General features: G+C 46.9%; 33 protein-coding genes. All 33 read left to right on the forward strand.

What is annotated here, in order from left to right; all coding sequences use genetic code 11:
• Nucleotides 1-47: 47 nt before the first annotated feature.
• The 33 genes from rpoC to rplQ all read left to right on the forward strand — a co-directional run bounded on the left by rpoC (nucleotide 48) and on the right by rplQ (nucleotide 22,801).
• Entirely contained in the window at nucleotides 48-4,259 is a 4,212-nt protein-coding gene (gene rpoC / locus AC1HDP_RS13070; RefSeq protein ID WP_479639082.1) for a DNA-directed RNA polymerase subunit beta', read from the forward strand.
• Nucleotides 4,260-4,438: 179 nt separating this feature from the next.
• Complete coding sequence (gene rpsL, locus AC1HDP_RS13075) at nucleotides 4,439-4,813, forward strand: 30S ribosomal protein S12 (RefSeq protein ID WP_140930189.1); 375 nt, start codon at nucleotides 4,439-4,441, stop codon at nucleotides 4,811-4,813.
• Between the two features lie 78 nt (nucleotides 4,814-4,891).
• On the forward strand, nucleotides 4,892-5,362 hold the full coding sequence (rpsG, locus tag AC1HDP_RS13080) for a 30S ribosomal protein S7 (protein WP_140930190.1): 471 nt from the start codon (nucleotides 4,892-4,894) through the stop codon (nucleotides 5,360-5,362).
• A 77-nt stretch (nucleotides 5,363-5,439) separates the two neighbouring features.
• On the forward strand, nucleotides 5,440-7,536 hold the full coding sequence (fusA, locus tag AC1HDP_RS13085; protein WP_479639083.1) for an elongation factor G: 2,097 nt from the start codon (nucleotides 5,440-5,442) through the stop codon (nucleotides 7,534-7,536).
• Between the two features lie 78 nt (nucleotides 7,537-7,614).
• Nucleotides 7,615-8,799 (forward strand): elongation factor Tu, encoded by a 1,185-nt coding sequence (gene tuf / locus AC1HDP_RS13090; RefSeq protein WP_140930180.1) that lies wholly within the window; start codon nucleotides 7,615-7,617, stop codon nucleotides 8,797-8,799.
• Between the two features lie 382 nt (nucleotides 8,800-9,181).
• On the forward strand, nucleotides 9,182-9,493 hold the full coding sequence (gene rpsJ, locus AC1HDP_RS13095; protein WP_006083601.1) for a 30S ribosomal protein S10: 312 nt from the start codon (nucleotides 9,182-9,184) through the stop codon (nucleotides 9,491-9,493).
• Between the two features lie 27 nt (nucleotides 9,494-9,520).
• Nucleotides 9,521-10,159 carry a 50S ribosomal protein L3 gene (rplC, locus tag AC1HDP_RS13100; RefSeq protein ID WP_140930192.1) on the forward strand — a complete coding sequence of 213 codons (639 nt, stop codon included), beginning with the start codon at nucleotides 9,521-9,523 and terminating at the stop codon, nucleotides 10,157-10,159.
• 17 nt (nucleotides 10,160-10,176) lie between these two features.
• Entirely contained in the window at nucleotides 10,177-10,782 is a 606-nt protein-coding gene (gene rplD / locus AC1HDP_RS13105; protein WP_140930193.1) for a 50S ribosomal protein L4, read from the forward strand.
• On the forward strand, nucleotides 10,779-11,078 hold the full coding sequence (gene rplW, locus AC1HDP_RS13110) for a 50S ribosomal protein L23 (RefSeq protein WP_140930194.1): 300 nt from the start codon (nucleotides 10,779-10,781) through the stop codon (nucleotides 11,076-11,078). The genes rplD and rplW overlap by 4 nt, the downstream gene beginning before the upstream one ends.
• A gap of 17 nt (nucleotides 11,079-11,095) precedes the next feature.
• The gene (gene rplB, locus AC1HDP_RS13115; protein ID WP_140930195.1) at nucleotides 11,096-11,920 is read left to right on the forward strand and encodes a 50S ribosomal protein L2; all 825 of its coding nucleotides are present in this window, start codon (nucleotides 11,096-11,098) and stop codon (nucleotides 11,918-11,920) included.
• Nucleotides 11,921-11,934: 14 nt separating this feature from the next.
• The gene (gene rpsS / locus AC1HDP_RS13120) at nucleotides 11,935-12,213 is read left to right on the forward strand and encodes a 30S ribosomal protein S19 (RefSeq protein WP_140930196.1); all 279 of its coding nucleotides are present in this window, start codon (nucleotides 11,935-11,937) and stop codon (nucleotides 12,211-12,213) included.
• 15 nt (nucleotides 12,214-12,228) lie between these two features.
• Nucleotides 12,229-12,561 (forward strand): 50S ribosomal protein L22, encoded by a 333-nt coding sequence (rplV, locus tag AC1HDP_RS13125; RefSeq protein WP_140930197.1) that lies wholly within the window; start codon nucleotides 12,229-12,231, stop codon nucleotides 12,559-12,561.
• Nucleotides 12,562-12,570: 9 nt separating this feature from the next.
• The gene (rpsC, locus tag AC1HDP_RS13130) at nucleotides 12,571-13,260 is read left to right on the forward strand and encodes a 30S ribosomal protein S3 (protein ID WP_140930198.1); all 690 of its coding nucleotides are present in this window, start codon (nucleotides 12,571-12,573) and stop codon (nucleotides 13,258-13,260) included.
• 11 nt (nucleotides 13,261-13,271) lie between these two features.
• Nucleotides 13,272-13,682, forward strand: a complete 411-nt coding sequence (gene rplP / locus AC1HDP_RS13135) for a 50S ribosomal protein L16 (protein ID WP_039036042.1) — start codon at nucleotides 13,272-13,274, stop codon at nucleotides 13,680-13,682.
• Nucleotides 13,682-13,873, forward strand: a complete 192-nt coding sequence (rpmC, locus tag AC1HDP_RS13140) for a 50S ribosomal protein L29 (RefSeq protein WP_140930199.1) — start codon at nucleotides 13,682-13,684, stop codon at nucleotides 13,871-13,873. The genes rplP and rpmC overlap by 1 nt, the downstream gene beginning before the upstream one ends.
• A complete protein-coding gene (gene rpsQ / locus AC1HDP_RS13145) occupies nucleotides 13,873-14,130 on the forward strand; it encodes a 30S ribosomal protein S17 (protein ID WP_140930200.1) in 258 nt (85 codons plus the stop codon). The genes rpmC and rpsQ overlap by 1 nt, the downstream gene beginning before the upstream one ends.
• Before the next feature lie 177 nt (nucleotides 14,131-14,307).
• Entirely contained in the window at nucleotides 14,308-14,676 is a 369-nt protein-coding gene (gene rplN / locus AC1HDP_RS13150) for a 50S ribosomal protein L14 (RefSeq protein WP_140930201.1), read from the forward strand.
• A 12-nt stretch (nucleotides 14,677-14,688) separates the two neighbouring features.
• A complete protein-coding gene (gene rplX / locus AC1HDP_RS13155; RefSeq protein ID WP_140930202.1) occupies nucleotides 14,689-15,003 on the forward strand; it encodes a 50S ribosomal protein L24 in 315 nt (104 codons plus the stop codon).
• A gap of 12 nt (nucleotides 15,004-15,015) precedes the next feature.
• On the forward strand, nucleotides 15,016-15,555 hold the full coding sequence (gene rplE, locus AC1HDP_RS13160) for a 50S ribosomal protein L5 (protein WP_140930203.1): 540 nt from the start codon (nucleotides 15,016-15,018) through the stop codon (nucleotides 15,553-15,555).
• A gap of 10 nt (nucleotides 15,556-15,565) precedes the next feature.
• Nucleotides 15,566-15,871: a 30S ribosomal protein S14 gene (gene rpsN / locus AC1HDP_RS13165; RefSeq protein ID WP_479639084.1), complete on the forward strand. Its 306-nt coding sequence runs from the start codon at nucleotides 15,566-15,568 to the stop codon at nucleotides 15,869-15,871.
• A 23-nt stretch (nucleotides 15,872-15,894) separates the two neighbouring features.
• Nucleotides 15,895-16,287: a 30S ribosomal protein S8 gene (gene rpsH / locus AC1HDP_RS13170; RefSeq protein ID WP_140930205.1), complete on the forward strand. Its 393-nt coding sequence runs from the start codon at nucleotides 15,895-15,897 to the stop codon at nucleotides 16,285-16,287.
• 10 nt (nucleotides 16,288-16,297) lie between these two features.
• Entirely contained in the window at nucleotides 16,298-16,831 is a 534-nt protein-coding gene (gene rplF, locus AC1HDP_RS13175; protein WP_479639085.1) for a 50S ribosomal protein L6, read from the forward strand.
• 10 nt (nucleotides 16,832-16,841) lie between these two features.
• Nucleotides 16,842-17,192 carry a 50S ribosomal protein L18 gene (rplR, locus tag AC1HDP_RS13180; RefSeq protein WP_140930207.1) on the forward strand — a complete coding sequence of 117 codons (351 nt, stop codon included), beginning with the start codon at nucleotides 16,842-16,844 and terminating at the stop codon, nucleotides 17,190-17,192.
• A 12-nt stretch (nucleotides 17,193-17,204) separates the two neighbouring features.
• The gene (gene rpsE, locus AC1HDP_RS13185) at nucleotides 17,205-17,708 is read left to right on the forward strand and encodes a 30S ribosomal protein S5 (protein ID WP_140930208.1); all 504 of its coding nucleotides are present in this window, start codon (nucleotides 17,205-17,207) and stop codon (nucleotides 17,706-17,708) included.
• Between the two features lie 6 nt (nucleotides 17,709-17,714).
• A complete protein-coding gene (gene rpmD / locus AC1HDP_RS13190) occupies nucleotides 17,715-17,897 on the forward strand; it encodes a 50S ribosomal protein L30 (protein WP_479639086.1) in 183 nt (60 codons plus the stop codon).
• 3 nt (nucleotides 17,898-17,900) lie between these two features.
• Complete coding sequence (gene rplO, locus AC1HDP_RS13195; RefSeq protein ID WP_140930210.1) at nucleotides 17,901-18,335, forward strand: 50S ribosomal protein L15; 435 nt, start codon at nucleotides 17,901-17,903, stop codon at nucleotides 18,333-18,335.
• Nucleotides 18,336-18,342: 7 nt separating this feature from the next.
• Nucleotides 18,343-19,683, forward strand: a complete 1,341-nt coding sequence (gene secY / locus AC1HDP_RS13200) for a preprotein translocase subunit SecY (protein ID WP_479639087.1) — start codon at nucleotides 18,343-18,345, stop codon at nucleotides 19,681-19,683.
• Nucleotides 19,684-19,704: 21 nt separating this feature from the next.
• A complete protein-coding gene (gene rpmJ / locus AC1HDP_RS13205; protein ID WP_140930212.1) occupies nucleotides 19,705-19,818 on the forward strand; it encodes a 50S ribosomal protein L36 in 114 nt (37 codons plus the stop codon).
• A gap of 117 nt (nucleotides 19,819-19,935) precedes the next feature.
• The gene (gene rpsM, locus AC1HDP_RS13210) at nucleotides 19,936-20,292 is read left to right on the forward strand and encodes a 30S ribosomal protein S13 (protein ID WP_140930213.1); all 357 of its coding nucleotides are present in this window, start codon (nucleotides 19,936-19,938) and stop codon (nucleotides 20,290-20,292) included.
• A 14-nt stretch (nucleotides 20,293-20,306) separates the two neighbouring features.
• Nucleotides 20,307-20,699 carry a 30S ribosomal protein S11 gene (rpsK, locus tag AC1HDP_RS13215; protein ID WP_140930214.1) on the forward strand — a complete coding sequence of 131 codons (393 nt, stop codon included), beginning with the start codon at nucleotides 20,307-20,309 and terminating at the stop codon, nucleotides 20,697-20,699.
• Between the two features lie 31 nt (nucleotides 20,700-20,730).
• Nucleotides 20,731-21,351 carry a 30S ribosomal protein S4 gene (rpsD, locus tag AC1HDP_RS13220; RefSeq protein ID WP_140930215.1) on the forward strand — a complete coding sequence of 207 codons (621 nt, stop codon included), beginning with the start codon at nucleotides 20,731-20,733 and terminating at the stop codon, nucleotides 21,349-21,351.
• A 24-nt stretch (nucleotides 21,352-21,375) separates the two neighbouring features.
• Entirely contained in the window at nucleotides 21,376-22,365 is a 990-nt protein-coding gene (locus tag AC1HDP_RS13225) for a DNA-directed RNA polymerase subunit alpha (protein ID WP_140930216.1), read from the forward strand.
• Between the two features lie 40 nt (nucleotides 22,366-22,405).
• Nucleotides 22,406-22,801 carry a 50S ribosomal protein L17 gene (gene rplQ / locus AC1HDP_RS13230; protein WP_140930217.1) on the forward strand — a complete coding sequence of 132 codons (396 nt, stop codon included), beginning with the start codon at nucleotides 22,406-22,408 and terminating at the stop codon, nucleotides 22,799-22,801.
• Nucleotides 22,802-23,763 lie beyond the last annotated feature (962 nt).

Consider the following 23,763-nt stretch of genomic DNA (forward strand, 5'->3'; position numbering starts at 1 on the left):
GTCCCGCCTCGGCGGGGCATCCGGTTTAACTCCTTCAGGAGAGAAACGTGAAAGACTTATTAAAGTTTCTGAAACAGCAAAGTAAGACTGAAGAATTTAATGGTATCAAGATTGGCCTTGCGTCACCTGATCTGATCCGTTCTTGGTCATTTGGTGAAGTTAAGAAGCCTGAAACCATTAACTACCGTACTTTCAAGCCTGAGCGTGAAGGTTTGTTCTGTGCGCGTATTTTTGGTCCGGTAAAAGATTACGAATGTTTGTGTGGTAAATACAAACGCCTTAAGCATCGCGGAGTGATCTGTGAGAAGTGTGGCGTTGAAGTGACTCAAACTAAAGTGCGTCGTGAGCGCATGGGTCACATTGAACTGGCAAGCCCAGTTGCCCACATTTGGTTCTTGAAATCACTGCCATCCCGTATCGGTTTGATGCTGGATATGACCTTGCGTGATATCGAACGAGTTCTGTACTTTGAATCTTTTGTAGTTATCGAAGCTGGTATGACTAGCCTCGAGCGCGGTCAAATGTTGACTGAAGAAACCTACTTAGATGCCTTAGAAGAGTACGGTGATGAGTTTGAAGCTAAGATGGGTGCTGAAGCAGTATTAGAACTGCTGCGCGCAATTGATCTCGAAAAAGAAATCGAGCAAATGCGTGAAGAGCTGCCATCAATCAACTCTGAAACACGTCGTAAGAAAGTCACCAAGCGTTTAAAGCTGATGGAAGCTTTCTTTACTTCAGGCAACAAGCCTGAGTGGATGATCTTGAAAGTGCTGCCAGTACTGCCTCCTGACTTACGTCCTTTGGTACCACTGGATGGCGGTCGCTTTGCGACGTCAGACCTGAACGATTTATATCGTCGCGTGATCAACCGTAACAACCGTTTGAAGCGTCTGTTAGATCTGGCTGCGCCAGATATTATCGTACGCAACGAAAAGCGTATGTTGCAGGAATCTGTTGATGCCCTGTTAGATAACGGTCGTCGTGGTCGTGCTATCACAGGTTCTAACAAGCGTCCTCTGAAGTCTTTGGCCGACATGATCAAAGGTAAGCAAGGTCGTTTCCGTCAGAACTTGCTCGGTAAGCGCGTTGACTACTCTGGTCGTTCGGTAATTACCGTAGGTCCAACCTTACGTCTGCATCAGTGTGGTCTTCCTAAGAAGATGGCTCTGGAACTGTTCAAGCCGTTCATCTATGGCAAGTTAGAAGGTCGTGGCTTAGCTACTACCATCAAAGCGGCTAAGAAAATGGTTGAGCGTGAAGTAGGCGAAGTGTGGGATGTATTGGATGAAGTGATCCGCGAACATCCAGTACTGCTTAACCGTGCACCAACCCTTCACCGTCTGGGTATCCAGGCGTTTGAACCCGTTCTGATCGAAGGTAAAGCGATTCAACTGCACCCGTTAGTATGTGCGGCATACAACGCCGACTTCGACGGTGACCAAATGGCTGTTCACGTTCCTCTGACTCTGGAAGCTCAGTTAGAAGCGCGTGCGTTGATGATGTCAACCAACAACATTCTGTCACCAGCAAACGGTGAACCAATTATCGTTCCTTCTCAGGACGTGGTATTGGGCTTGTACTACACCAGCCGTGAAAAAGTTAACGGTAAAGGTGAAGGCATGGCATTTGCCTCTGTGGCGGAAGCTGAAAAGGCTTACCGTGTAGGTGCTGTTGAGCTGCACTCACGCGTGAAAGTACGTATTACTGAAACTCACATTGCTGAGAATGGTGAGCGCACCCAGAGCCGTCGCATTGTAGATACCACTGTTGGTCGTGCACTGCTGTCGATGATCCTGCCACAAGGCATGTCATTTGACTTAGTGAACCAAGACATGGGTAAAAAGCAGATCTCTAAGCTGTTGAACACTTGTTATCGTCAAATGGGTCTGAAAGATACTGTTATCTTCGCTGACCAATTGATGTATACCGGTTTCCATTTCGCCACTATCTCTGGTACCTCTGTAGGTATCAACGACATGGTGATCCCAGATGAGAAGATTGAATTAGTTGCTGATGCGGAAGCTGAAGTACTGGAAATTCAAGAACAGTTCCAGTCTGGTTTGGTTACTGCAGGTGAGCGTTATAACAAGGTTATCGATATCTGGGCCCGGACAAACGAAAAAGTGTCTAAGGCGATGATGGAGAACCTGTCGACTGAAGCCGTTATCAACAAAGATGGCGTTGAAGAAAGACAGAAGTCATTCAACAGTATCTTTATGATGGCCGACTCAGGCGCTCGTGGTAGTGCAGCCCAGATCCGTCAGTTGGCGGGTATGCGTGGTCTGATGGCGAAACCAGATGGTTCGATCATTGAGACCCCAATTGTGGCTAACTTCCGTGAAGGTCTGAACGTACTTCAGTACTTTATTTCGACTCACGGTGCGCGTAAAGGTCTTGCCGATACCGCATTGAAGACAGCGAACTCGGGTTACCTGACTCGTCGTCTAGTTGACGTTGCTCAAGACTTAGTTGTTATTGAAGACGATTGTGGTACTCACGAAGGTCTGACCATGAAGCCGCTGATTGAAGGTGGTGATGTGGTTGAGCCATTACGCGAACGCGTACTGGGCCGCGTGGTTGCTATTGACGTATTCTATCCAGGTACTAACGACGTATTAGCTCCTCGCAATACCCTGTTAGACGAAGCTTGGTGTGACAAGTTAGAAGAAAACAGCGTTGATGAAGTTATCGTTCGCTCTGTGATCAGCTGTAACACTGACTTTGGTGTGTGTGCTAACTGTTATGGTCGTGACTTGGCTCGCGGCCATATCATCAACCACGGTGAAGCTATCGGTGTTATCGCCGCACAGTCAATCGGTGAGCCAGGTACACAGTTAACGATGCGTACATTCCACATCGGTGGTGCGGCGTCTCGAGCGTCTGCTGAAAACAATGTTCAAGTTAAGAACTCTGGTAGTTTGAAACTGCACAATGCTAAGCACGTAACTAACAACGACGGTAAGCTGGTAATCGTTTCTCGTTCTTCTGAACTGGCCATCATCGATGAGTTAGGTCGTGAGAAAGAGCGCTATAAAGTACCTTACGGTACCGTGCTTGAGAAACTGGATGATACTTCGGTAAATGCCGGCGAAATCATCGCAAACTGGGATCCACATACTCACCCAATCATCACTGAAGTGGCGGGTTATGTTAAGTTCCAGGATATGATCGATGGCGTGACCATGACCACACAAACCGACGAACTGACTGGTTTGTCTTCGATTGTGGTTCTGGACGTTGGTCAACGTAACTCAGCGGGTAAAGAAATGCGCCCAATGATACGTCTGGTTAACGAGCACGGCGCTGATCTGATGATCCCTGGTACCGAGATTCCAGCTCAGTACTTCTTGCCAGGTAACGCGATTGTGAACCTGCAAGATAACGCGCAAATTCGAGTGGGTGATGCGTTAGCTCGTATTCCACAAGAATCGTCTAAGACACGCGATATTACCGGTGGTCTGCCACGCGTAGCGGATCTGTTCGAAGCACGTAAACCGAAAGAGCCTGCTATTTTGGCAGAGATCTCAGGTACCATTAGTTTCGGTAAAGAAACTAAAGGTAAGCGTCGATTGGTGATTACACCGAACGACGGCGATGCTTATGAAGAGATGATCCCTAAGTGGCGTAACCTGAACGTGTTCGAAGGTGAAAAAGTTGAGCGTGGCGAAGTGATTGCTGACGGCCCAGAAGCCGCTCACGACATTTTGCGTCTGCGTGGTATCCACCATGTCGCCAACTACATTACCAACGAAGTACAGGACGTTTACCGTCTGCAGGGTGTAAAGATTAACGACAAGCACATCGAAGTGATCGTTCGTCAGATGCTGCGTAAGTGTATCATCACCGAAGCCGGTGACACTGAGTTCTTAGAAGGTGAGCAAGTTGAAGTGGCGCGCGTGAAAATCGCAAACCGCGAACTGGAAGCACAAGGCAAGATTACCGCTAAATTCGATCGTGAATTACTGGGTATCACCAAAGCCTCGTTGGCAACTGAGTCATTTATCTCAGCAGCATCGTTCCAGGAAACAACTCGTGTGTTAACTGAAGCTGCCGTTGGTGGTAAGAGCGATGATTTACGTGGTCTGAAAGAAAACGTAATCGTTGGTCGTTTGATCCCTGCTGGTACTGGCTATGCTTATCACATTAAGCGTAACCAAGCTCGTGGTAAGTCAGAGGCTAAAGTTGCCCCGACTATCAGTGTAAGTGAAGCTGAACAAAACTTAGCTGATCTGCTGAACATGACATCTGGGCAGGATTAATAACCTCGCGCACTGAAAAAGGCGCCTTAAGGCGCCTTTTTTATCGGAATTTCACACTAAAGTTGGCTATTTCTTGACAGGCTGGCATTAGCTTTCTAAAATTCCGCCTCCCACACTTGTGGGAATAGATTTTTTACACCCTTACAACTTCAGTTATTATCAACTGATTGGAGCTTTAAATGGCAACAGTTAACCAGTTGGTACGTAAGCCACGTCGCGCATTGGTAGAAAAAACCAATGTTCCAGCGTTGGCCGCGTGCCCACAAAAGCGTGGTGTTTGTACTCGTGTGTACACCACTACCCCTAAGAAACCAAACTCTGCTCTGCGTAAAGTAGCACGTGTTCGTTTGACCAACGGTTTTGAAGTTACTTCATACATCGGCGGTGAAGGCCACAACCTGCAAGAGCACAGTGTGATCCTGATCCGTGGTGGTCGTGTTAAAGACTTACCAGGTGTGCGCTATCACACTATTCGTGGCGCATTAGACTGTGCTGGCGTGACTACTCGTCGCCAAGCTCGTTCTAAGTACGGTGCTAAGCGTCCTAAGTCTTAACGTATCCGTTAAGTAAGGCCAAGCTAGATTAATTGAGATTCCAGTTTTGGAAATCCCTGAAGCATACGGAGAATTGTTATGCCAAGACGTCGCGTTGTAGGACAACGTAAAATCCTACCTGATCCAAAGTTCCACAGTGAGTTGCTGGCTAAGTTCATCAACGTCATTATGCAGGACGGCAAAAAGTCGACTGCTGAAAAAATTATCTACAAAGCATTAGATGTTGTTTCTGCCAAAAAAGGCGAAGATCATCTGGTAATCCTGGAAGCAGCTTTAGATAACGTACGTCCAACTGTCGAAGTTAAATCTCGTCGCGTTGGTGGTTCTACTTATCAAGTTCCTTGTGAAGTTCGCCCAGTTCGTCGCAATGCGTTAGCAATGCGTTGGTTGGTTGAAGCTGCTCGTAAGCGTGGTGAAAAATCTATGGCTCTGCGCCTGGCTGGTGAAATGCTAGACGCATCCGACAACAAAGGCACTGCCGTTAAGAAGCGCGAAGACGTGCATCGCATGGCAGAAGCAAACAAAGCGTTTGCTCATTACCGCTGGTAATTGCTTTATATGGGGTGGGCGCAAGCCCACGCCTTTATCGATTTGCCCAGGACAACCTGGTTAAGAGGGAATGAATCGTGGCTCGTACAACTCCAATTGAGCGCTACCGCAATATCGGTATCTGTGCTCACGTTGACGCTGGTAAAACCACTACAACTGAACGTGTACTGTTTTATACCGGATTGTCTCATAAGATCGGTGAAGTTCACGATGGTGCAGCAACAACTGACTGGATGGTGCAAGAGCAAGAGCGAGGCATTACTATCACCTCTGCGGCCGTGACCACCTTCTGGCGCGGTATGGATGCTCAGTTCACTGAACATCGTATTAATATCATCGATACTCCTGGTCACGTTGACTTTACCATTGAAGTAGAGCGCTCATTACGCGTACTTGATGGTGCTGTGGTAGTCTTTTGTGGTTCATCTGGAGTAGAGCCCCAATCTGAAACAGTATGGCGTCAAGCTGACAAATACCACGTTCCACGCATGGTGTTTGTAAACAAGATGGACCGTGCTGGCGCTGACTTTGATCGCGTAGTAAATCAAATTCGTAAGCGCTTGGGTGCGACCTGTGTACCTATTCAAATGAATATCGGTGCCGAAGAGAATTTTAAAGGGGTTGTTGACCTGATTAAGATGAAAGCCATTAACTGGAATGAAGCAGACCAGGGTATGACTTTCGCTTATGATCCAATTCCTGAGCACTTAGTCGCAAAAGCGAATGAGATGCGTGAGTACTTGGTTGAAGCAGCGGCAGAAGCCTCGGAAGAGCTGATGGATAAATACCTAGAAGAAGGTAATTTGTCAGAAGACGAGATTAAACTCGCGTTGCGCCAACGTACCATCAATAACGAAATCGTTTTAGCAACCTGTGGTAGTGCCTTTAAGAATAAAGGCGTTCAAGCTGTGCTTGATGCTGTGGTTGAATATCTGCCAGCCCCAATCGATGTGCCTGCCATTAAAGGTATCGATGAGGATGAGCAAGAAGTTGAGCGTCCTGCTGAAGATGAAGCCCCTTTTTCTGCTTTAGCATTTAAGATTGCAACTGACCCATTTGTCGGTACCTTGACCTTTATTCGTGTATATTCCGGTGTATTAGAGTCAGGTTCAGCCGCTTATAACTCAGTAAAAATGAAACGTGAGCGTATTGGCCGTATCGTGCAGATGCATGCTAATGACCGCAACGAATTAAAAGAAGTACGTGCCGGTGATATCGCCGCATTGATTGGCTTGAAAGATGTGACCACAGGCGATACCTTGTGTGACCCTGATCACAAAGTAATTCTTGAGCGCATGGAATTTCCTGAGCCAGTGATTACTATCGCAGTAGAGCCAAGATCGAAAGCTGATCAAGATAAGATGGGTATAGCGCTACAAAAGTTAGCCGCAGAAGATCCATCTTTCCGTGTAGAGACCGATGAAGAGTCAGGGCAAACCCTGATTTCTGGTATGGGTGAGCTACACTTGGATATCATTGTTGACCGTATGCGCCGTGAGTTTAGCGTTGAATGTAACGTTGGTAAGCCACAAGTTGCCTATCGTGAAACTATCCGCTCAGCGGTTGAAGTTGAAGGCAAGTTTGTTCGTCAGTCAGGCGGTCGCGGTCAATTTGGTCACGTATGGTTAAAGCTTGAGCCGCAAGAAGAAGGCTTTGGTTATGAATTCGTCAACGCTATTGTTGGTGGTGTTATTCCAAAGGAATACATTCCAGCTGTTGACAAAGGTATCCAAGAACAGACGAAGAATGGTGTACTCGCCGGCTTCCCTGTGTTGGACGTGAAAGTCACTTTATTCGATGGTTCATATCATGATGTGGATTCGAATGAGATGGCTTTCAAGGTTGCAGGTTCTATGGGCTTCAAGAAGGGTGCGCTTCAAGCCAACCCTGTGTTGCTCGAGCCTTGCATGAAAGTTGAGGTAACTACCCCTGAAGATTATATGGGTGACGTGGTCGGAGATCTGAGCCGTCGCCGCGGAATAATCGAAGGAATGGACGATGGCATCGGTGGTGTTAAACTGGTCCATGCTGTAGTACCTTTATCTGAAATGTTTGGTTATGCGACTGATTTGCGGTCCGCATCTCAGGGTCGTGCTTCATACTCTATGGAGTTTTTGAAGTACGCTGAAGCACCACAAAACATTGCTAAGGCAGTGATCGAGTCCCGCAATTAATTTTGGCTGGGGCAGGCCTGCAATTTTGACTGATTATCTCCCGAATGACGGGTATTTCTGAAAAGAAAGGAATTTATCGTGGCTAAAGCTAAATTTGAACGTAAAAAACCCCACGTTAACGTGGGCACCATCGGTCACGTTGACCATGGTAAAACCACTCTGACCGCTGCTATTTCACACGTACTGGCTAAGACCTACGGTGGTGAAGCTCGTGACTTCGCACAAATCGATAACGCTCCAGAAGAGCGTGAGCGCGGTATTACCATTAATACCTCTCACATCGAATATGACACTCCTTCACGCCACTATGCGCACGTAGACTGTCCAGGCCACGCTGATTATGTTAAGAACATGATCACTGGTGCTGCTCAGATGGACGGCGCTATCCTGGTAGTTGCTTCTACTGATGGTCCAATGCCACAGACTCGTGAGCACATCCTGCTTTCTCGTCAGGTAGGTGTACCTTTCATCATCGTATTCATGAACAAGTGTGACATGGTAGATGACGAAGAGCTGCTGGAACTGGTTGAGATGGAAGTTCGTGAACTGCTGTCTGAATATGACTTCCCAGGTGATGATTTACCAGTAATTCAGGGTTCTGCTCTGAAAGCACTGGAAGGTGAGCCTGAGTGGGAAGCTAAGATCATTGAACTGGCAGAAGCCCTGGATTCTTACATTCCAGAGCCAGAGCGTGACATCGATAAGCCATTCCTGCTGCCAATCGAAGACGTATTCTCTATTTCAGGCCGTGGTACTGTAGTAACTGGTCGTGTAGAGCGCGGTATCGTTAAAGTTGGTGACGAAGTAGAAATCGTTGGTGTTCGTGACACTACTAAGACTACTTGTACTGGCGTAGAAATGTTCCGTAAGCTGCTGGACGAAGGTCGTGCAGGTGAGAACTGTGGTGTTCTGTTACGTGGTACTAAGCGTGATGACGTAGAACGTGGTCAAGTACTGGCTAAGCCAGGCTCAATCAACCCACACACTACTTTTGAATCAGAAGTATACGTACTGTCTAAAGATGAAGGCGGACGTCACACTCCATTCTTCAAAGGCTACCGTCCACAGTTCTACTTCCGTACAACTGACGTAACCGGTACTATCGAACTGCCAGAAGGCGTTGAAATGGTAATGCCAGGCGACAACATCAAGATGGTTGTTACTCTGATTTGCCCAATCGCGATGGACGAAGGTTTACGCTTCGCTATCCGTGAAGGTGGCCGTACTGTTGGTGCTGGTGTTGTTGCTAAGATCATCGCTTAATTGCGAACTTAGTTAGACACTAAAAAGAGGAGACTTAGGTCTCCTTTTTTATTGGCTACGATTTGGATATGGTTAATTGTTCAAAAAAGCAGATATTCACGAAATAATTGCACTCATCAAAAAAAGACCGTATAATCCGCGCACTTTAATAAACAGCATTAATGTTGATTATTCGCACAGTAGGGTTGCTATTTAAAAGTAGCCATGTATAATGTGCCCCTCACTTACTTAAAGTAAGCGAATATATTGATTAAGCAATTGCCTTAATCATAAACAGCGACTCCGATTGGGAGTCGAACGGTTAAATCATCTCGCTCTGCCTTTCTACATTGAGACGGCTAGAGGGTGATTTTTTATGTGTCCATTTTAGGAGCTCTGGTCAATGCAGAACCAAAGAATCCGTATCCGCTTAAAAGGATTCGATCATCGTTTGATTGATCAGTCTACTGCGGAAATCGTTGAAACTGCTAAACGTACTGGCGCCCAGGTACGTGGTCCTATTCCACTACCTACGCGTAAAGAGCGTTACACCATTTTGATCTCTCCGCACGTTAATAAAGATGCACGTGACCAGTACGAACTGCGTACTCACAAGCGTCTGGTTGACATCGTAGAGCCAACCGAGAAGACCGTTGACGCTCTGATGCGTCTGGATCTTGCCGCTGGTGTAGATGTTCAGATTAGCTTGGGTTAATTGAGATCCAAAGAAGAGGTTTGAGAGATGGCTATCGGTCTTATTGGTCGTAAAGTGGGTATGACTCGCATCTTCACTGAAGATGGCGTTTCAATCCCGGTAACCGTAATTGAAGTTGCCGCTAACCGTGTTACCCAAGTGAAAACTTTGGAAACTGACGGTTACCGTGCACTGCAAGTTACAACAGGTGCCAAAAAAGCCAATCGCATCACTAAGCCAGAAGCTGGCCATTTTGCCAAGGCAGGCGTTGAAGCCGGCCGTGGTTTGTGGGAAGTTCGTCTGGCAGACGGTGAAGGCGAAGGCATTGAAGTTGGTGCTGAGCTGAACGTTGATATCTTCGCTGATGTAGCGAAAGTAGATGTTACCGGTCAATCAAAAGGTAAAGGTTTCCAGGGCGGCGTTAAGCGTTGGAACTTCCGTACTCAAGATATGACTCACGGTAACTCCTTGGCGCACCGCGCGAACGGTTCTATCGGTCAGAACCAGTCGCCAGGTCGCGTATTTAAAGGCAAGAAAATGTCAGGCCACATGGGTGCCGAGCAAGTCACTACTCAAAATCTAGACGTTGTACGTGTAGATGCTGAGCGTAACCTGCTACTGGTGAGAGGTGCCGTTCCTGGCGCTACCAATGGCGACTTGATTATCAAGCCTGCTGTTAAAGCTTAAGGTCTGAGGAGATAGTAATGGAATTGGTATTGAAAGACGCGCAACGCGCTCTTGAAGTTTCCGAAACTACCTTCGGCCGTGACTTTAATGAAGCACTGGTTCATCAGGTAGTTGTAGCATACGCTGCAAACGCGCGTCAGGGCACACGTGCTCAAAAGACTCGCGCGGAAGTAACTGGCTCAGGCAAAAAGCCTTGGCGCCAGAAAGGTACGGGCCGTGCTCGTGCTGGTAGTGTGAAAAGCCCAATTTGGCGTGGAGGCGGCGTAACATTTGCTGCCAAAACTCAAGATCACAGCCAAAAAGTTAACAAGAAGATGTACCGTGGTGCTCTGATGAGCATTCTGTCTGAATTGGTACGTCAAGACCGTCTGATCGTAGTTGAAGAGTTCTCTGTAGAAGCTCCTAAAACTAAAGAGCTGAAAGCAAAGCTGGCAGCCATGGATTTAGAAGACGTGTTAATTGTTACTGCTGAAGTTGATGAGAACTTGTTCTTAGCTGCTCGCAATCTGTACAAGGTTGACGTTCGTGATGTTGCAGGTCTCGACCCTGTAAGTCTGATCGCTTTCAACAAAGTGCTTGTGACTGCTGCTGCTGTGAAGCAAATCGAGGAGATGCTAGCATGATCCGCGAAGAACGTTTGCTGAAAGTTATTCTGGCACCGCACATCTCTGAAAAGAGCACAGTGAACGCCGAAAAAACTAACACTGTAGTTTTCCGTGTAGCTATCGATGCCACTAAGGCTGAGATTAAAGCTGCCGTAGCAAAGCTATTCGAAGTTGAAGTTGACTCAGTTCGCACTTTGGTAAACAAAGGTAAAACTAAGCGCACCGGTGGCCGTGTTGGTCGTCGCAGCGATTGGAAAAAAGCCTATGTTACCTTGGCTGCTGGTGCTGATATTGATTTCGTTGGCGCTGAGTAAGCAAAGGGAGAATTATCATGGCAATTGTTAAATGTAAGCCAACCTCTCCAGGTCGTCGCCACCTTGTAAAAGTGGTTAACACCGACCTGCATAAGGGTAAACCTTTTGCTGGCCTGCTGGCGAAAAAATCTAAGTCTGGTGGTCGTAACAACACCGGTCGTATCACTGTCCGTCATGTGGGCGGTGGTCATAAGCAACATTATCGTCTGATCGACTTTAAGCGTAACAAAGATGGTATTCAAGGCAAAGTAGAACGCCTGGAATACGATCCGAACCGTACCGCGAACATCGCGCTGGTTCTGTACGCTGACGGTGAGCGTCGCTATGTTCTTGCCGCTAAAGGCATGAAAGCTGGTGACCTGATCAAGTCTGGTGTTGATGCTGACATCAAAGTAGGTAATGCACTGCCACTGCGTAACATTCCAGTGGGTTCTGTAGTACACGCTGTTGAAATGAAGCCTGGTAAAGGCGCTCAGATCGCACGTTCTGCAGGTGCTTATGTACAAGTTGTAGCTCGTGATGGTGCCTATGCAACTCTGCGTCTTCGCTCTGGCGAAATGCGTAAAGTTCCAGTAGATTGCCGCGCGACTTTAGGTGAAGTTGGTAACGCCGAACACATGCTGCGCCAGTTAGGTAAAGCAGGTGCTAAGCGCTGGAGAGGCATTCGCCCAACAGTGCGTGGTGTTGCAATGAACCCTGTAGATCACCCACATGGTGGTGGTGAAGGTCGTACTTCAGGTGGTCGTCACCCAGTGACTCCATGGGGCGTTCCTACTAAGGGTTATAAGACTCGTAGTAATAAGCGCACTGACAAGTACATTGTACGTCGTCGTAATAAGTAATAAGAGGATTCGCCATGCCACGTTCTCTCAAGAAAGGTCCTTTCATTGACCTGCACTTGCTGAAGAAGGTAGAGAAAGCGATGGAAGCCGGTGACAAGAAGCCAATTAAAACTTGGTCTCGCCGCTCAATGATCATCCCAACTATGATTGGTTTGACCATCGCTGTCCATAATGGTCGTCAGCACGTACCTGTTTTCGTAACTGACGAAATGATAGGCCATAAACTGGGTGAATTCTCACCAACTCGCACTTATCGCGGCCATGCTGCAGATAAGAAAGCGAAGAAGCGTTAATACGGGAGGAATAAGATGGAAGTTTTAGCTAAACATCGTTTTGCCCGTACTTCAGCGCAAAAAGCTCGCTTAGTTGCTGATCAGATCCGCGGTTTGCCTGTTTCAAAGGCCCTTGAGATCTTGACCTTCAGCCCTAAGAAAGCGGCCGTACTGGTAAAGAAAGTAGTTGACTCAGCTATTGCAAACGCAGAGCACAACGAAGGTGCAGACATCGACGAGCTGAAAATAGCCAAGGTTTTCGTAGACGAAGGCCCAACTATGAAGCGCATCATGCCTCGTGCTAAAGGTCGTGCTGATCGTATCATGAAGCGTACCAGCCACATTACTGTGGTTGTATCAGATCGCTAGGAGAGAGCAATGGGACAGAAAGTACATCCTAATGGTATCCGTCTGGGTATCACTAAGCCTTGGATCTCTACCTGGTACGCAGATAAGTCAGACTATGCAAATAATCTGAACAGCGACTGGGAAGTGCGTAAGTTTCTTGAAAAGAAACTGAAAGCCGCATCAGTATCTAAGATTGTTATCGAACGCCCAGCGAAAAGCATTCGCATTACTATTCACACTGCCCGCCCAGGTATTGTGATTGGTAAGAAAGGCGAAGATGTTGAAGTATTGCGTGCCGAAGTTGCAAAACTGACTGGTACCCCTGCTCAGATTAACATCGCTGAGATCCGTAAGCCTGAAATGGACGCAAAACTGGTAGCTGACTCTATTGCTCAGCAGCTAGAGCGTCGCGTAATGTTCCGTCGTGCTATGAAGCGCGCAGTACAAAACGCCATGCGTATCGGTGCCCAAGGTATCAAAGTAGAAGTTAGTGGCCGTTTAGGCGGCGCTGAGATTGCGCGTTCAGAGTGGTATCGTGAAGGTCGTGTACCTTTGCATACCCTGCGTGCTGACATCGACTATTCTACTGCAGAAAGTCACACCCAATACGGTGTGATTGGCATTAAAGTTTGGATCTTCAAAGGTGAAGTTCTGGACGGTATGCTGCCTCAGATCGAAGAGCCGAAGCAGCAACCTAAGCGCAAGCCTCGTAACAAGTAGGAGAGCCAGCAATGCTGCAACCTAAACGTATGAAGTTTCGCAAGATGTTCAAAGGCCGCAACCGTGGTCTAGCGAACGGTACTGAAGTAAGCTTCGGTACTTTCGGTCTGAAAGCAGTCGGCCGTGGCCGCTTAACTGCTCGCCAGATCGAATCTGCGCGTCGTGCAATGACACGTCACATTAAGCGTCAGGGACAAATCTGGATTCGGGTTTTCCCAGACAAGCCAATTACCTCTAAGCCTCTTGAAGTGCGTATGGGTAAAGGTAAAGGTAACGTTGAATACTGGGTATGTCAGATTCAACCTGGTAAGGTACTCTACGAAATGAATGGCGTATCTGAAGAGTTGGCCCGCGAAGCTTTCGCACTGGCCGCTGCCAAGTTGCCAATCAAGACTACCTTCGTAACTAAGACGGTGATGTAATGAAAGCGAGCGAACTAAGAGAAAAGGGCGTTGAAGAATTAAACGCTGAATTACTTGGTCTGCTGCGTGAGCAGTTTAACCTGCGCATGCAACACGCAACTGGTCAACTGGCTCAAACTCACCAGCTGAAAACAGTGCGTCGTAACATTGCGCGCGTTAAGACCATTATTACTTCTAAGGCAGGTGCATAATGTCTCAGGCAATCCGTACTTTGCAAGGTCGTGTGACCAGCAATAAGATGGACAAGTCCATCACTGTTGCCATTGAACGTCAAGTTAAGCACCCAATCTATGGCAAGTACATCAAACGTACTACCAAGATTCATGCCCATGACGAGCAAAATCAGTGTCAAGAAGGCGATGTAGTCACTATCCGTGAATGTCGTCCTCTGTCTAAGACTAAGTCTTGGACTCTGGTTGAAGTAGTTTTTAGACCTAACGTAGCGTAAGGTCTTTTTAGCGAAACGGCCCCTTTTTTGGGGCCGTTTGTTTTTTAATACTATCCAAGCCTATTTTATGGTGTTATAATTGCGCTCCATTTTTGACCAATATTGGCCAAGAATGAGGTGAGAAAATAACCCCGTATAAACGGGATTTTGTGTAGTAACGATAGCGGAGCACTTAAAATGATCCAAATGCAATCGACTCTGGATGTCGCGTGTAACAGCGGCGCTCGCAGAGTTCAGTGTATTAAGGTCTTGGGTGGCTCTCATCGTCGTTATGCCGGTATCGGCGACATCATTAAGGTTTCTGTTAAAGAAGCTATTCCTCGCGCTAAAGCGAAGAAAGGTGATGTGTATAACGCGGTGGTAGTCCGTACTAAGAAAGGCGTACGTCGTCCAGATGGTTCTGTCATTCGCTTCGATCGGAATGCAGCAGTTTTGCTTAACGCAAACCTTGCACCGATTGGTACTCGTATCTTTGGACCAGTGACACGTGAATTGCGCAATGAGCAATTTATGAAAATCGTATCGCTGGCACCTGAAGTACTGTAAAGGAGCTTCAAAATGGCAGCTAAAATCCGTCGTCAAGACGAAGTAATTATACTGGCAGGCAAAGACAAGGGTAAACGCGCAAAAGTTTCCCAAGTACTTCCTACTGGTAAAGTGATTGTTGAAGGTATCAATCTTGTTAAGAAGCACACCAAGCCAAACCCGCAACTGGGTGTAACTGGTGGCATCGTTGAGAAAGAAGCACCTCTTCAATCATCAAATGTTGCGATCTTCAACCATGCCACAGGCAAGGCTGATCGTGTTGGTTTCCGATTTGAAGACGGCAAAAAAGTTCGTTTCTTTAAATCGAACGGTGAACTCGTTAAGTAACTGGAGTAAACGATGGCGAAACTGCATGATAAATATAAAGAGACTGTGATCGCTGAACTGGCTAAAAAGTTCGGTTATAGCAGTGTCATGCAAGTCCCTCGGATTGATAAAATCACCCTGAACATGGGTGTTGGTGAAGCTGTTGCAGATAAGAAAGTTATGGACGCTGCTGTTCGTGACATGACTGCAATCGCTGGCCAAAAGCCAGTAGTGACTGTTGCTCGTAAGTCAGTTGCTGGTTTTAAAATCCGTGAAGGCTACCCTATTGGTTGTAAAGTAACCCTGCGCGGTGAGCGCATGTGGGAATTTTTAGAGCGTTTGGTTGACATCGCAATCCCACGTATTCGTGATTTCCGCGGTCTGAGTGCTAAGTCATTCGACGGCCGTGGTAACTACGCTATGGGTGTGCGTGAGCAAATCATCTTCCCAGAAATCGATTATGATAAAATCGATAAGATTCGCGGTATGGATATTGTTATCACTACCTCTGCGAAGACTGATGAAGAAGGTCGAGCTCTGTTAGACGCTTTTAACTTCCCATTCAAAAAATAAGGGTAGCGTAATGGCAAAAACTTCAATGAAAGCACGTGAAGTCAAACGTGCAAAGCTCGTGGCCAAGTACGCTGAAAAGCGCGCGGCACTTAAGCAAATCATTAACAGCCCAGAGACTTCTGAAGAAGATCGTTGGGATGCGGTTCTTAAGCTGCAAGCTCTACCACGTGATTCCAGCGCCGCGCGTCAGCGTAATCGTTGTAATCAAACTGGTCGCCCGCATGGCTTCTTGCGCAAATTCGGCTTAAGCCGTATTAAGCTGCGCGAAGCAACAATGCGTGGTGAAGTTCCTGGTCTGCGTAAGGCCAGCTGGTAATACTTGTCACGGAGTAAGCTAATATGAGCATGCAAGATCCTATTGCGGATATGTTAACCCGTATCCGTAACGGCCAAGCTGCTAACAAAGTATCTGTGAAGATGCCTTCTGCTAAGCTGAAAGTTGCTATCGCAAAGCTGCTTAAAGAAGAAGGTTATATCACTGATTACGCAGTTGCAGGTGAAGCCAAACCTGAACTGGAAATCACTCTTAAGTATTTCCAGGGTCAGCCAGTCGTTGAGACTATCCAGCGTGTAAGCCGTCCTGGTCTTCGTATTTACAAAGGTAAAGACGAGTTACCAAAAGTGATGGGCGGACTGGGTGTCGCAATCGTTTCCACTTCTCAAGGCCTGATGACTGATCGTGCCGCCCGCCTTGTAGGCATGGGTGGTGAGGTTATCTGCTACGTAGCTTAAGGAGCTAGGAATGTCTCGTGTAGCAAAAGCACCAGTCACTATCCCAGCTGGCGTAGAGGTGACTGTAAACGGTCAAGAAGTTACCATCAAAGGTGGTAAAGGTTCTCTGACTCGAGTTTTCAACAGCGCGGTTGCTGTTGTTGTTGAAGAAGGCGTTATTAAGTCTCAACCTGTTGAAGGCGTTATTAACGCTTGGGCACAGGCTGGTACTGCACGCGCTTTATTAAACAACATGGTAATCGGTGTATCTCAAGGTTTTGAGAAGAAGTTGAAGTTAGTTGGTGTTGGTTACCGCGCGAAAATCGTTGGTGCTGATCTTGATCTGACTTTAGGTTTCTCACACCCTCTGGTACACAAGCTGCCCGCTGGCGTAACAGTAGAATGTCCAACTCAGACTGACATCATCCTTCGTGGTGTTGACAAGCAAGTTGTTGGTCAAGTTGCTGCTGAGATTCGTGGTTATCGTCCACCAGAGCCTTATAAAGGCAAAGGTGTTCGTTATGACGACGAAAACGTTCGCCGTAAAGAGGCTAAGAAGAAGTAGGTAACGCGATATGGATAAGAAAACATCTCGCTTACGCCGCGCATTACGCGCCCGTAAGAAGATCCAAGAGCTAGGCGCGACACGTCTGGTTGTACATCGTACACCACGTCACATCTATGCTCAGGTGATCAATGCCGATGCCCAAGTAATTGCAGCAGCTTCTACCGCTGAAAAAGCAGTAAAAGAAGCTCTGAAATCTACAGGCAACGTAGACGCAGCTAAAGCAGTAGGTAAAGCTATTGCTGAACGCGCGATCGAAAAAGGCGTGACTGTTGTTGCCTTCGATCGTTCTGGTTTCAAGTATCACGGTCGTGTAGCTGCGCTGGCAGATGCTGCTCGTGAAGCTGGCCTCCAGTTCTAAGGGGTTATAACAATGGCTAAATTAGAAGCTCAGCAAAAAGACGATCTGCAAGAGAAATTAATTGCAGTTAATCGTGTTTCTAAAGTAGTTAAGGGTGGCCGTATCTTTAGCTTCACCGCACTGACAGTAGTGGGTGATGGCAATGGTAAGGTTGGCTTTGGCTATGGTAAAGCGCGCGAAGTTCCAGCTGCTATTCAAAAGGCAATGGAAAAAGCACGTCGTAACATGGTAACCGTTGAACTGAATAAAGGTACCCTTCACCACCCAGTGAAAGGTCGCCACTCAGGTTCACTTGTTTACATGCAACCGGCGTCAAAAGGTACCGGTATTATTGCCGGTGGCGCGATGCGTGCCGTATTGGAAGTAGCAGGCGTTCATAACGTTCTGTCAAAAGCATACGGTTCTACTAACCCGATCAACATCGTTCGCGCGACTGTAGATGCTCTGGTGCACATGAAGTCACCTGCGCAAATCGCAGCTAAGCGTGGCCTGAATGTTGATGAAATTCGGGGGTAATGCACCATGGCTACTAAAACTGTAAAAGTCACTCAGACTAAAAGTGCTATTGGTCGTTTGCCAAAGCATAGAGCGACCCTGACTGGTTTAGGTCTACGTCGTATTGGTCACACTGTTGAACTGCAAGATACTCCTGCTGTTCGCGGTATGATTAACAAGGTCTACTACATGGTTAAGGTGGAGGGTTAATAGATGCGTTTAAATACTCTATCTCCAGCTGCAGGCTCTAAGTCTGCACCTAAGCGTGTAGGTCGTGGTATTGGTTCAGGCTTAGGTAAGACTGCTGGTCGCGGTCACAAGGGTCAAAAATCTCGTTCTGGCGGCGGTGTACGTCCTGGATTCGAGGGTGGTCAAATGCCACTGAAGATCCGTTTACCTAAGTTCGGCTTTACTTCACGTATCGCTTTGGTAACTGCTGAAGTTCGTTTACTCGAACTGGCAAAAGTTAACGGTGATGTTATCGACCTGAACGCATTAAAAGATGCGAACGTAATTACTCGCAACATCCTGTTTGCGAAAATCGTTCTTTCAGGTACCATTGAACGCCCAGTGACTGTTAAAGGTCTGCGGGTTACTAAAGGTGCTCGCGCAGCTATCGAAGCTGCTGGCGGTAAGATCGAGGAATAATACGTCGATGGCAAAACCAGGACTTGATTTAAAAAGCGCGAAGGGCGGATTTTCAGAATTGAAAAGTCGTCTCCTGTTCGTGATTGGTGCGATTATCGTCTTTAGGGCGGGTTCATTTGTACCGATTCCTGGTATTGACGCTGCTGTATTAGCCGAGCTGTTTACTCAGCAAAAAGGAACCATCCTGGGCATGTTTAACATGTTCTCGGGTGGTGCCCTTGAGCGCGCTTCCATCTTTGCACTAGGGATCATGCCGTATATCTCGGCATCGATCATTATGCAATTATTGACTGTGGTACATCCTGCATTAGCTGAATTGAAAAAAGAAGGCGAGTCAGGACGTAAGAAAATCAGTCAGTATACTCGTTGGGGTACACTCGTGCTGGGTACATTCCAGTCGGTCGGTATTGCAACAGGATTGCCGAATCTGGTTCCGGGTTTAGTCGTAAACCCAGGTGTAGGATTCTATTTCACTGCTGTGGTGAGCTTAGTCACTGGAACTATGTTCCTGATGTGGTTAGGTGAGCAAATTACCGAACGGGGCATAGGGAATGGTATTTCGATCCTGATTTTTGCAGGTATCGTAGCCGGACTGCCTTCAGCTATTGGCCAAACGGCCGAGCAGGCGCGTCAAGGCGACTTGAACGTATTAGTATTGCTACTGATTGCGGTTATCGTATTTGCCGTTACTTACTTCGTAGTATTTGTTGAGCGTGGTCAACGACGTATTGTTGTTAACTATGCCAAGCGTCAGCAAGGCCGTAAGGTGTTTGCCGCGCAATCAACGCATTTACCGTTGAAAGTGAATATGGCTGGTGTGATACCACCAATTTTTGCGTCCAGCATTATTCTGTTTCCTGGAACCCTGGCTCAGTGGTTCGGTCAGAATCCGTCTATGTCATGGTTAAGTGATTTTTCACTGGCTGTGTCCCCTGGACAACCGCTGTACTCATTATTGTATGCAGCAGCAATTATCTTTTTCTGTTTCTTCTATACTGCGTTGGTGTTTAACCCTCGCGAAACAGCAGATAACTTGAAGAAGAGTGGTGCGTTCATCCCCGGGATCCGTCCTGGCGAACAGACTTCGCGTTACATAGATAAAGTAATGACTCGACTCACCTTAGCGGGCGCCTTGTATATTACCTTTATCTGCTTAATTCCGGAGTTCATGTTAATTGCGTGGAAAGTACAGTTCTATTTTGGCGGTACTTCACTACTGATTATGGTAGTCGTGATCATGGACTTTATGGCTCAGGTTCAGACGCATATGATGTCACATCAATATGAGTCTGTGATGAAGAAGGCTAATCTGGTCAACAAAGCGAATTTAGATCGCTTTGGTCGATAAGTTAGCTTACGGAGTGTTGAAATGAAAGTTCGTGCTTCCGTGAAGAGGATCTGCCGTAACTGCAAGATCATCAAGCGTAGTGGCGTTGTTCGCGTTATCTGTGTTGAACCAAAACACAAACAGCGTCAAGGCTAAAAACATTTAATCAGCCCTATTTGATAGGGCTGATTAAAAATTGATTGCAAAACTGTCATCTGTTGAGTATCCTTTCGGGCTTTTCACAGATGGCCTTTAACTTATAAGGAGTGCATAGTGGCCCGTATAGCTGGCATTAACATTCCTGATCAAAAGCATACAGTCATTGCTTTGACTGCAATTTTTGGTATTGGACGTACTCGCGCTAGAGCAATCTGCGCAGCTACTTCAATCGCCGAAGATGCTAAGATCAAGGAATTGAGCGAAGCTCAAATTGATACTCTACGCGAAGAAGTCGCCAAATACACTGTAGAAGGTGACTTGCGTCGTGAGATTTCCATGAACATCAAACGTCTTATGGACCTTGGTTGTTATCGTGGTCTCCGCCATCGTCGTAGCCTGCCTCTTCGTGGGCAACGTACTAAGACCAATGCGCGTACACGCAAAGGTCCACGTAAACCAATCAAGAAGTAACGGGAAGGTAGACAATGGCTAAAGTTCCGTCACGTTCTCCGCGTAAGCGCGTACGTAAACAGGTTGCGGATGGTATGGCGCATATCCATGCGTCTTTCAACAATACAATTGTTACTATCACTGATCGTCAGGGTAACGCATTGTCATGGGCGACGTCAGGTGGTTCAGGTTTCCGTGGTTCACGTAAATCTACTCCATTTGCTGCGCAGGTGGCTGCTGAGCGCGCAGGTGCCGCTGCTCAGGATTATGGTGTTAAAAACCTTGAAGTTTTCGTGAAGGGTCCAGGTCCAGGTCGTGAGTCAGCCATTCGTGCGCTGAACGCTGTTGGTTATAAAATTACCAACATTACCGATGTGACGCCTATCCCTCATAACGGTTGTCGTCCTCCTAAAAAGCGTCGCGTATAACGACGTCTAGCTAGGATATTGGAGAAAGATCATGGCAAGATACTTGGGTCCTAAGCTCAAGCTCAGCCGCCGAGAAGGTACAGACCTTTTCCTGAAAAGCGGTGTGAGAGCAATTGATTCGAAGTGTAAGCTTGAAGCTGCACCAGGCCAACATGGCGCTCGTAAGCCACGTTTGTCTGAGTACGGTACTCAGCTGCGCGAGAAACAAAAAGTTCGTCGTATTTATGGTGTGCTGGAAAAGCAGTTCCGTAACTATTACAAAGATGCAGCACGTGCAAAAGGCAACACTGGTGAAAACCTGTTGCAACTTTTAGAATGCCGCCTGGATAACGTAGTTTATCGTATGGGCTTTGGCGCGACTCGTGCTGAATCACGTCAGCTAGTTAGCCATAAGTCTATTATGGTCAACGGTCGTGTTGTTAATATTCCGTCATTCAAAGTGTCTGCGAATGATGTTGTAAGCATTCGTGAGAAGTCACGCACTCAAGCTCGTATTAAAGCGGCTTTAGAAGTGGCAGCTCAACGCGAAAAGCCTACATGGGTTGAAGTAGATACCGCTAAGATGGAAGGTGCTTTCAAGCGTCTGCCAGAACGTAGCGACTTGTCTGCGGAAATTAACGAACAGCTGATCGTCGAGCTTTACTCTAAGTAAAGCTAACAAACAAGAGAGGACACAATGCAGGGTTCTGTTACAGAATTTCTTAAACCGCGTCTCGTTGATATCGAGCAGGTTAACCCAACGCGTGCCAAGGTGACTCTGGAGCCACTTGAACGTGGTTTTGGTCACACTTTAGGAAACGCGTTGCGTCGCATCCTATTGTCGTCTATGCCCGGCTGCGCAGTTACCGAAGTCGAGATCGACGGCGTGCTGCATGAATATAGCAGCAAGGAAGGCGTACAAGAAGATATCCTTGAAATCTTGCTGAACCTGAAAGGGTTAGCAGTGACTATCGAGGGTAAAGACGAGGCTATGCTCACATTGAGCAAGTCCGGCGCAGGCCCTGTTACTGCAGCAGATATCACCCACGACGGCGATGTCTCTATCGTGAACCCAGATCATGTTATCTGTCATCTGACCGGTAACAATGATATCAGCATGCGTATTCGTGTTGAACGTGGTCGCGGTTATGTACCGGCTTCTGCCCGTGCTCAAACCGAAGACGACGATCGCCCGATTGGTCGCCTGTTGGTAGACGCTTCTTTCTCACCAGTTGCTCGCATTGCTTATAATGTTGAGTCAGCTCGTGTGGAACAACGTACTGACCTGGATAAACTGGTAATTGATATGACCACTAATGGTACTATCGACCCAGAAGAAGCTATCCGTCGCTCTGCAACAATTTTGGCTGAACAGCTAGATGCGTTTGTAGAATTACGTGATGTTTCTGAACCAGAACAGAAAGAAGAGAAGCCAGAGTTTGATCCGATTTTGCTGCGTCCTGTCGACGATTTAGAGCTAACTGTACGTTCAGCCAACTGTTTGAAGGCTGAAGCGATTCATTACATCGGTGATCTGGTACAGCGTACTGAAGTTGAGTTGCTCAAAACTCCTAACCTGGGTAAGAAATCTCTTACCGAGATCAAGGATGTGTTGGCTTCTCGCGGACTGTCGTTAGGTATGCGTTTGGAAAACTGGCCTCCAGCTAGTTTAGCAGACGACCTATAAGTCCCAGGTTTGTACAGATTTAGGTTATAAGGATTAGGTCATGCGCCATCGTAAGAGTGGTCGTCAACTTAACCGCAACAGCAGCCACCGCCAAGCTATGTTCCGTAACATGGCTTCATCACTGGTTCGTCATGAGATTATCAAGACGACTTTAGTGAAAGCGAAAGAGCTCCGTCGCGTAGTTGAGCCTCTGATAACACTTTCTAAAAGTGACAGCGTTGCAAATCGTCGTCTGGCATTTGCTCGTACCCGCGACTCTGAAGTTGTAGGTAAATTGTTCAATGAATTGGGTCCACGTTACCAGGAACGTCCTGGTGGCTATACCCGCATCCTGAAGTGCGGTCTGCGTGCCGGTGATAAAGCCCCTATGGCTTACATCGAGCTCGTTGGTCGTCCTGAAGCTGCTCAAGCTGTTGAAGTTGAAGCTGCTGAGTAATAATCAGGTTGTATGAAAAAACCGGGCCTAGTGTCCGGTTTTTTATTATCTTAAATCTCTTGAATTCTAAGTATTGTCTTCGTATTATCTTCGTTCTAGCTCCATTCTCTAGCTGAATTAAACTATCCAGCTTTCTCCCCTTATTTACACTGTGCTGTTTCCCTGCATTAAGTTTGACTCTACTTCTGGTTATTCTTTATTGGCAGTCTCTTTCTATTGCTGAAAAACACTATGGGTATGACTATCCCTGATAAGCCACTTCAGAAAGCTCTCACACCCTACTACGGGAAAGTTCCACTTCAAACGCATCTCGATTACACAATTTATTTTTAAGCCTGTATCTGGCTCTGTGGGCGTCAGGGTGGCGTTTATATATGTCAAATTAATGAGTTTAATTCGGAGGTAAACTAGCTATTCCCTAAGATTTATCTTTAACAGTCAAGCTCATAGTTAATCACTCTTGTAGTGGTCAACTTAATTTGGCGATCAGTTTCACCGCCTTGTGTTTTCTATCTCAATTAGAGTCCAGCATTTTTACTTCGGATTAATCGAGTCTGTAAGCATGCTCTACCGGTCGTTGACACCCTTCATAATGGCAATGGTAACAATGATCTTAACGTTGGTAGGCAGTGATTGTGGGCGTTTGAGACCTGTAAACCATCAGCGGTATTACATGGGAATCAGTATTTTGTTGGGATATGGCAATGAAGGGTGGTTTTTAGGCTATTTAAGGGGAGTCTAAGGAAGTTTGCCATACGCTAGATGACTTATGACTTATGACTTATGACTTATGACTTATGACTTACGACTTATGAGCTTGAGGCGCTAATCACTGGGGCATGATTATGTGCGAGCATCTAATCCATTGACGCCACTAAACTTGTTATTGTTTGAATGTCGGTATACTTAAGCGCGTTATTGCAGTTAAAAAAATGCCGCAAACTGAGTTGCGGCATCTTGGT

The organism is Shewanella sp. ISS20, from assembly GCF_056522965.1.

Excerpts from the sequence above, each read along its gene's own strand:
- rpsL (WP_140930189.1), top strand. The coding sequence starts at position 4,439 with ATGGCAACAGTTAACCAGTTGGTACGTAAGCCACGTCGCGCATTGGTA.
- rpsG (WP_140930190.1), top strand. The coding sequence starts at position 4,892 with ATGCCAAGACGTCGCGTTGTAGGACAACGTAAAATCCTACCTGATCCA.
- rpsJ (WP_006083601.1), top strand. The coding sequence starts at position 9,182 with ATGCAGAACCAAAGAATCCGTATCCGCTTAAAAGGATTCGATCATCGT.
- rplC (WP_140930192.1), top strand. The coding sequence starts at position 9,521 with ATGGCTATCGGTCTTATTGGTCGTAAAGTGGGTATGACTCGCATCTTC.
- rplD (WP_140930193.1), top strand. The coding sequence starts at position 10,177 with ATGGAATTGGTATTGAAAGACGCGCAACGCGCTCTTGAAGTTTCCGAA.
- rplW (WP_140930194.1), top strand. The coding sequence starts at position 10,779 with ATGATCCGCGAAGAACGTTTGCTGAAAGTTATTCTGGCACCGCACATC.
- rplB (WP_140930195.1), top strand. The coding sequence starts at position 11,096 with ATGGCAATTGTTAAATGTAAGCCAACCTCTCCAGGTCGTCGCCACCTT.
- rpsS (WP_140930196.1), top strand. The coding sequence starts at position 11,935 with ATGCCACGTTCTCTCAAGAAAGGTCCTTTCATTGACCTGCACTTGCTG.
- rplV (WP_140930197.1), top strand. The coding sequence starts at position 12,229 with ATGGAAGTTTTAGCTAAACATCGTTTTGCCCGTACTTCAGCGCAAAAA.
- rpsC (WP_140930198.1), top strand. The coding sequence starts at position 12,571 with ATGGGACAGAAAGTACATCCTAATGGTATCCGTCTGGGTATCACTAAG.
- rplP (WP_039036042.1), top strand. The coding sequence starts at position 13,272 with ATGCTGCAACCTAAACGTATGAAGTTTCGCAAGATGTTCAAAGGCCGC.
- rpmC (WP_140930199.1), top strand. The coding sequence starts at position 13,682 with ATGAAAGCGAGCGAACTAAGAGAAAAGGGCGTTGAAGAATTAAACGCT.
- rpsQ (WP_140930200.1), top strand. The coding sequence starts at position 13,873 with ATGTCTCAGGCAATCCGTACTTTGCAAGGTCGTGTGACCAGCAATAAG.
- rplN (WP_140930201.1), top strand. The coding sequence starts at position 14,308 with ATGATCCAAATGCAATCGACTCTGGATGTCGCGTGTAACAGCGGCGCT.
- rplX (WP_140930202.1), top strand. The coding sequence starts at position 14,689 with ATGGCAGCTAAAATCCGTCGTCAAGACGAAGTAATTATACTGGCAGGC.
- rplE (WP_140930203.1), top strand. The coding sequence starts at position 15,016 with ATGGCGAAACTGCATGATAAATATAAAGAGACTGTGATCGCTGAACTG.
- rpsN (WP_479639084.1), top strand. The coding sequence starts at position 15,566 with ATGGCAAAAACTTCAATGAAAGCACGTGAAGTCAAACGTGCAAAGCTC.
- rpsH (WP_140930205.1), top strand. The coding sequence starts at position 15,895 with ATGAGCATGCAAGATCCTATTGCGGATATGTTAACCCGTATCCGTAAC.
- rplF (WP_479639085.1), top strand. The coding sequence starts at position 16,298 with ATGTCTCGTGTAGCAAAAGCACCAGTCACTATCCCAGCTGGCGTAGAG.
- rplR (WP_140930207.1), top strand. The coding sequence starts at position 16,842 with ATGGATAAGAAAACATCTCGCTTACGCCGCGCATTACGCGCCCGTAAG.
- rpsE (WP_140930208.1), top strand. The coding sequence starts at position 17,205 with ATGGCTAAATTAGAAGCTCAGCAAAAAGACGATCTGCAAGAGAAATTA.
- rpmD (WP_479639086.1), top strand. The coding sequence starts at position 17,715 with ATGGCTACTAAAACTGTAAAAGTCACTCAGACTAAAAGTGCTATTGGT.
- rplO (WP_140930210.1), top strand. The coding sequence starts at position 17,901 with ATGCGTTTAAATACTCTATCTCCAGCTGCAGGCTCTAAGTCTGCACCT.
- secY (WP_479639087.1), top strand. The coding sequence starts at position 18,343 with ATGGCAAAACCAGGACTTGATTTAAAAAGCGCGAAGGGCGGATTTTCA.
- rpmJ (WP_140930212.1), top strand. The coding sequence starts at position 19,705 with ATGAAAGTTCGTGCTTCCGTGAAGAGGATCTGCCGTAACTGCAAGATC.
- rpsK (WP_140930214.1), top strand. The coding sequence starts at position 20,307 with ATGGCTAAAGTTCCGTCACGTTCTCCGCGTAAGCGCGTACGTAAACAG.
- rpsD (WP_140930215.1), top strand. The coding sequence starts at position 20,731 with ATGGCAAGATACTTGGGTCCTAAGCTCAAGCTCAGCCGCCGAGAAGGT.
- AC1HDP_RS13225 (WP_140930216.1), top strand. The coding sequence starts at position 21,376 with ATGCAGGGTTCTGTTACAGAATTTCTTAAACCGCGTCTCGTTGATATC.
- rplQ (WP_140930217.1), top strand. The coding sequence starts at position 22,406 with ATGCGCCATCGTAAGAGTGGTCGTCAACTTAACCGCAACAGCAGCCAC.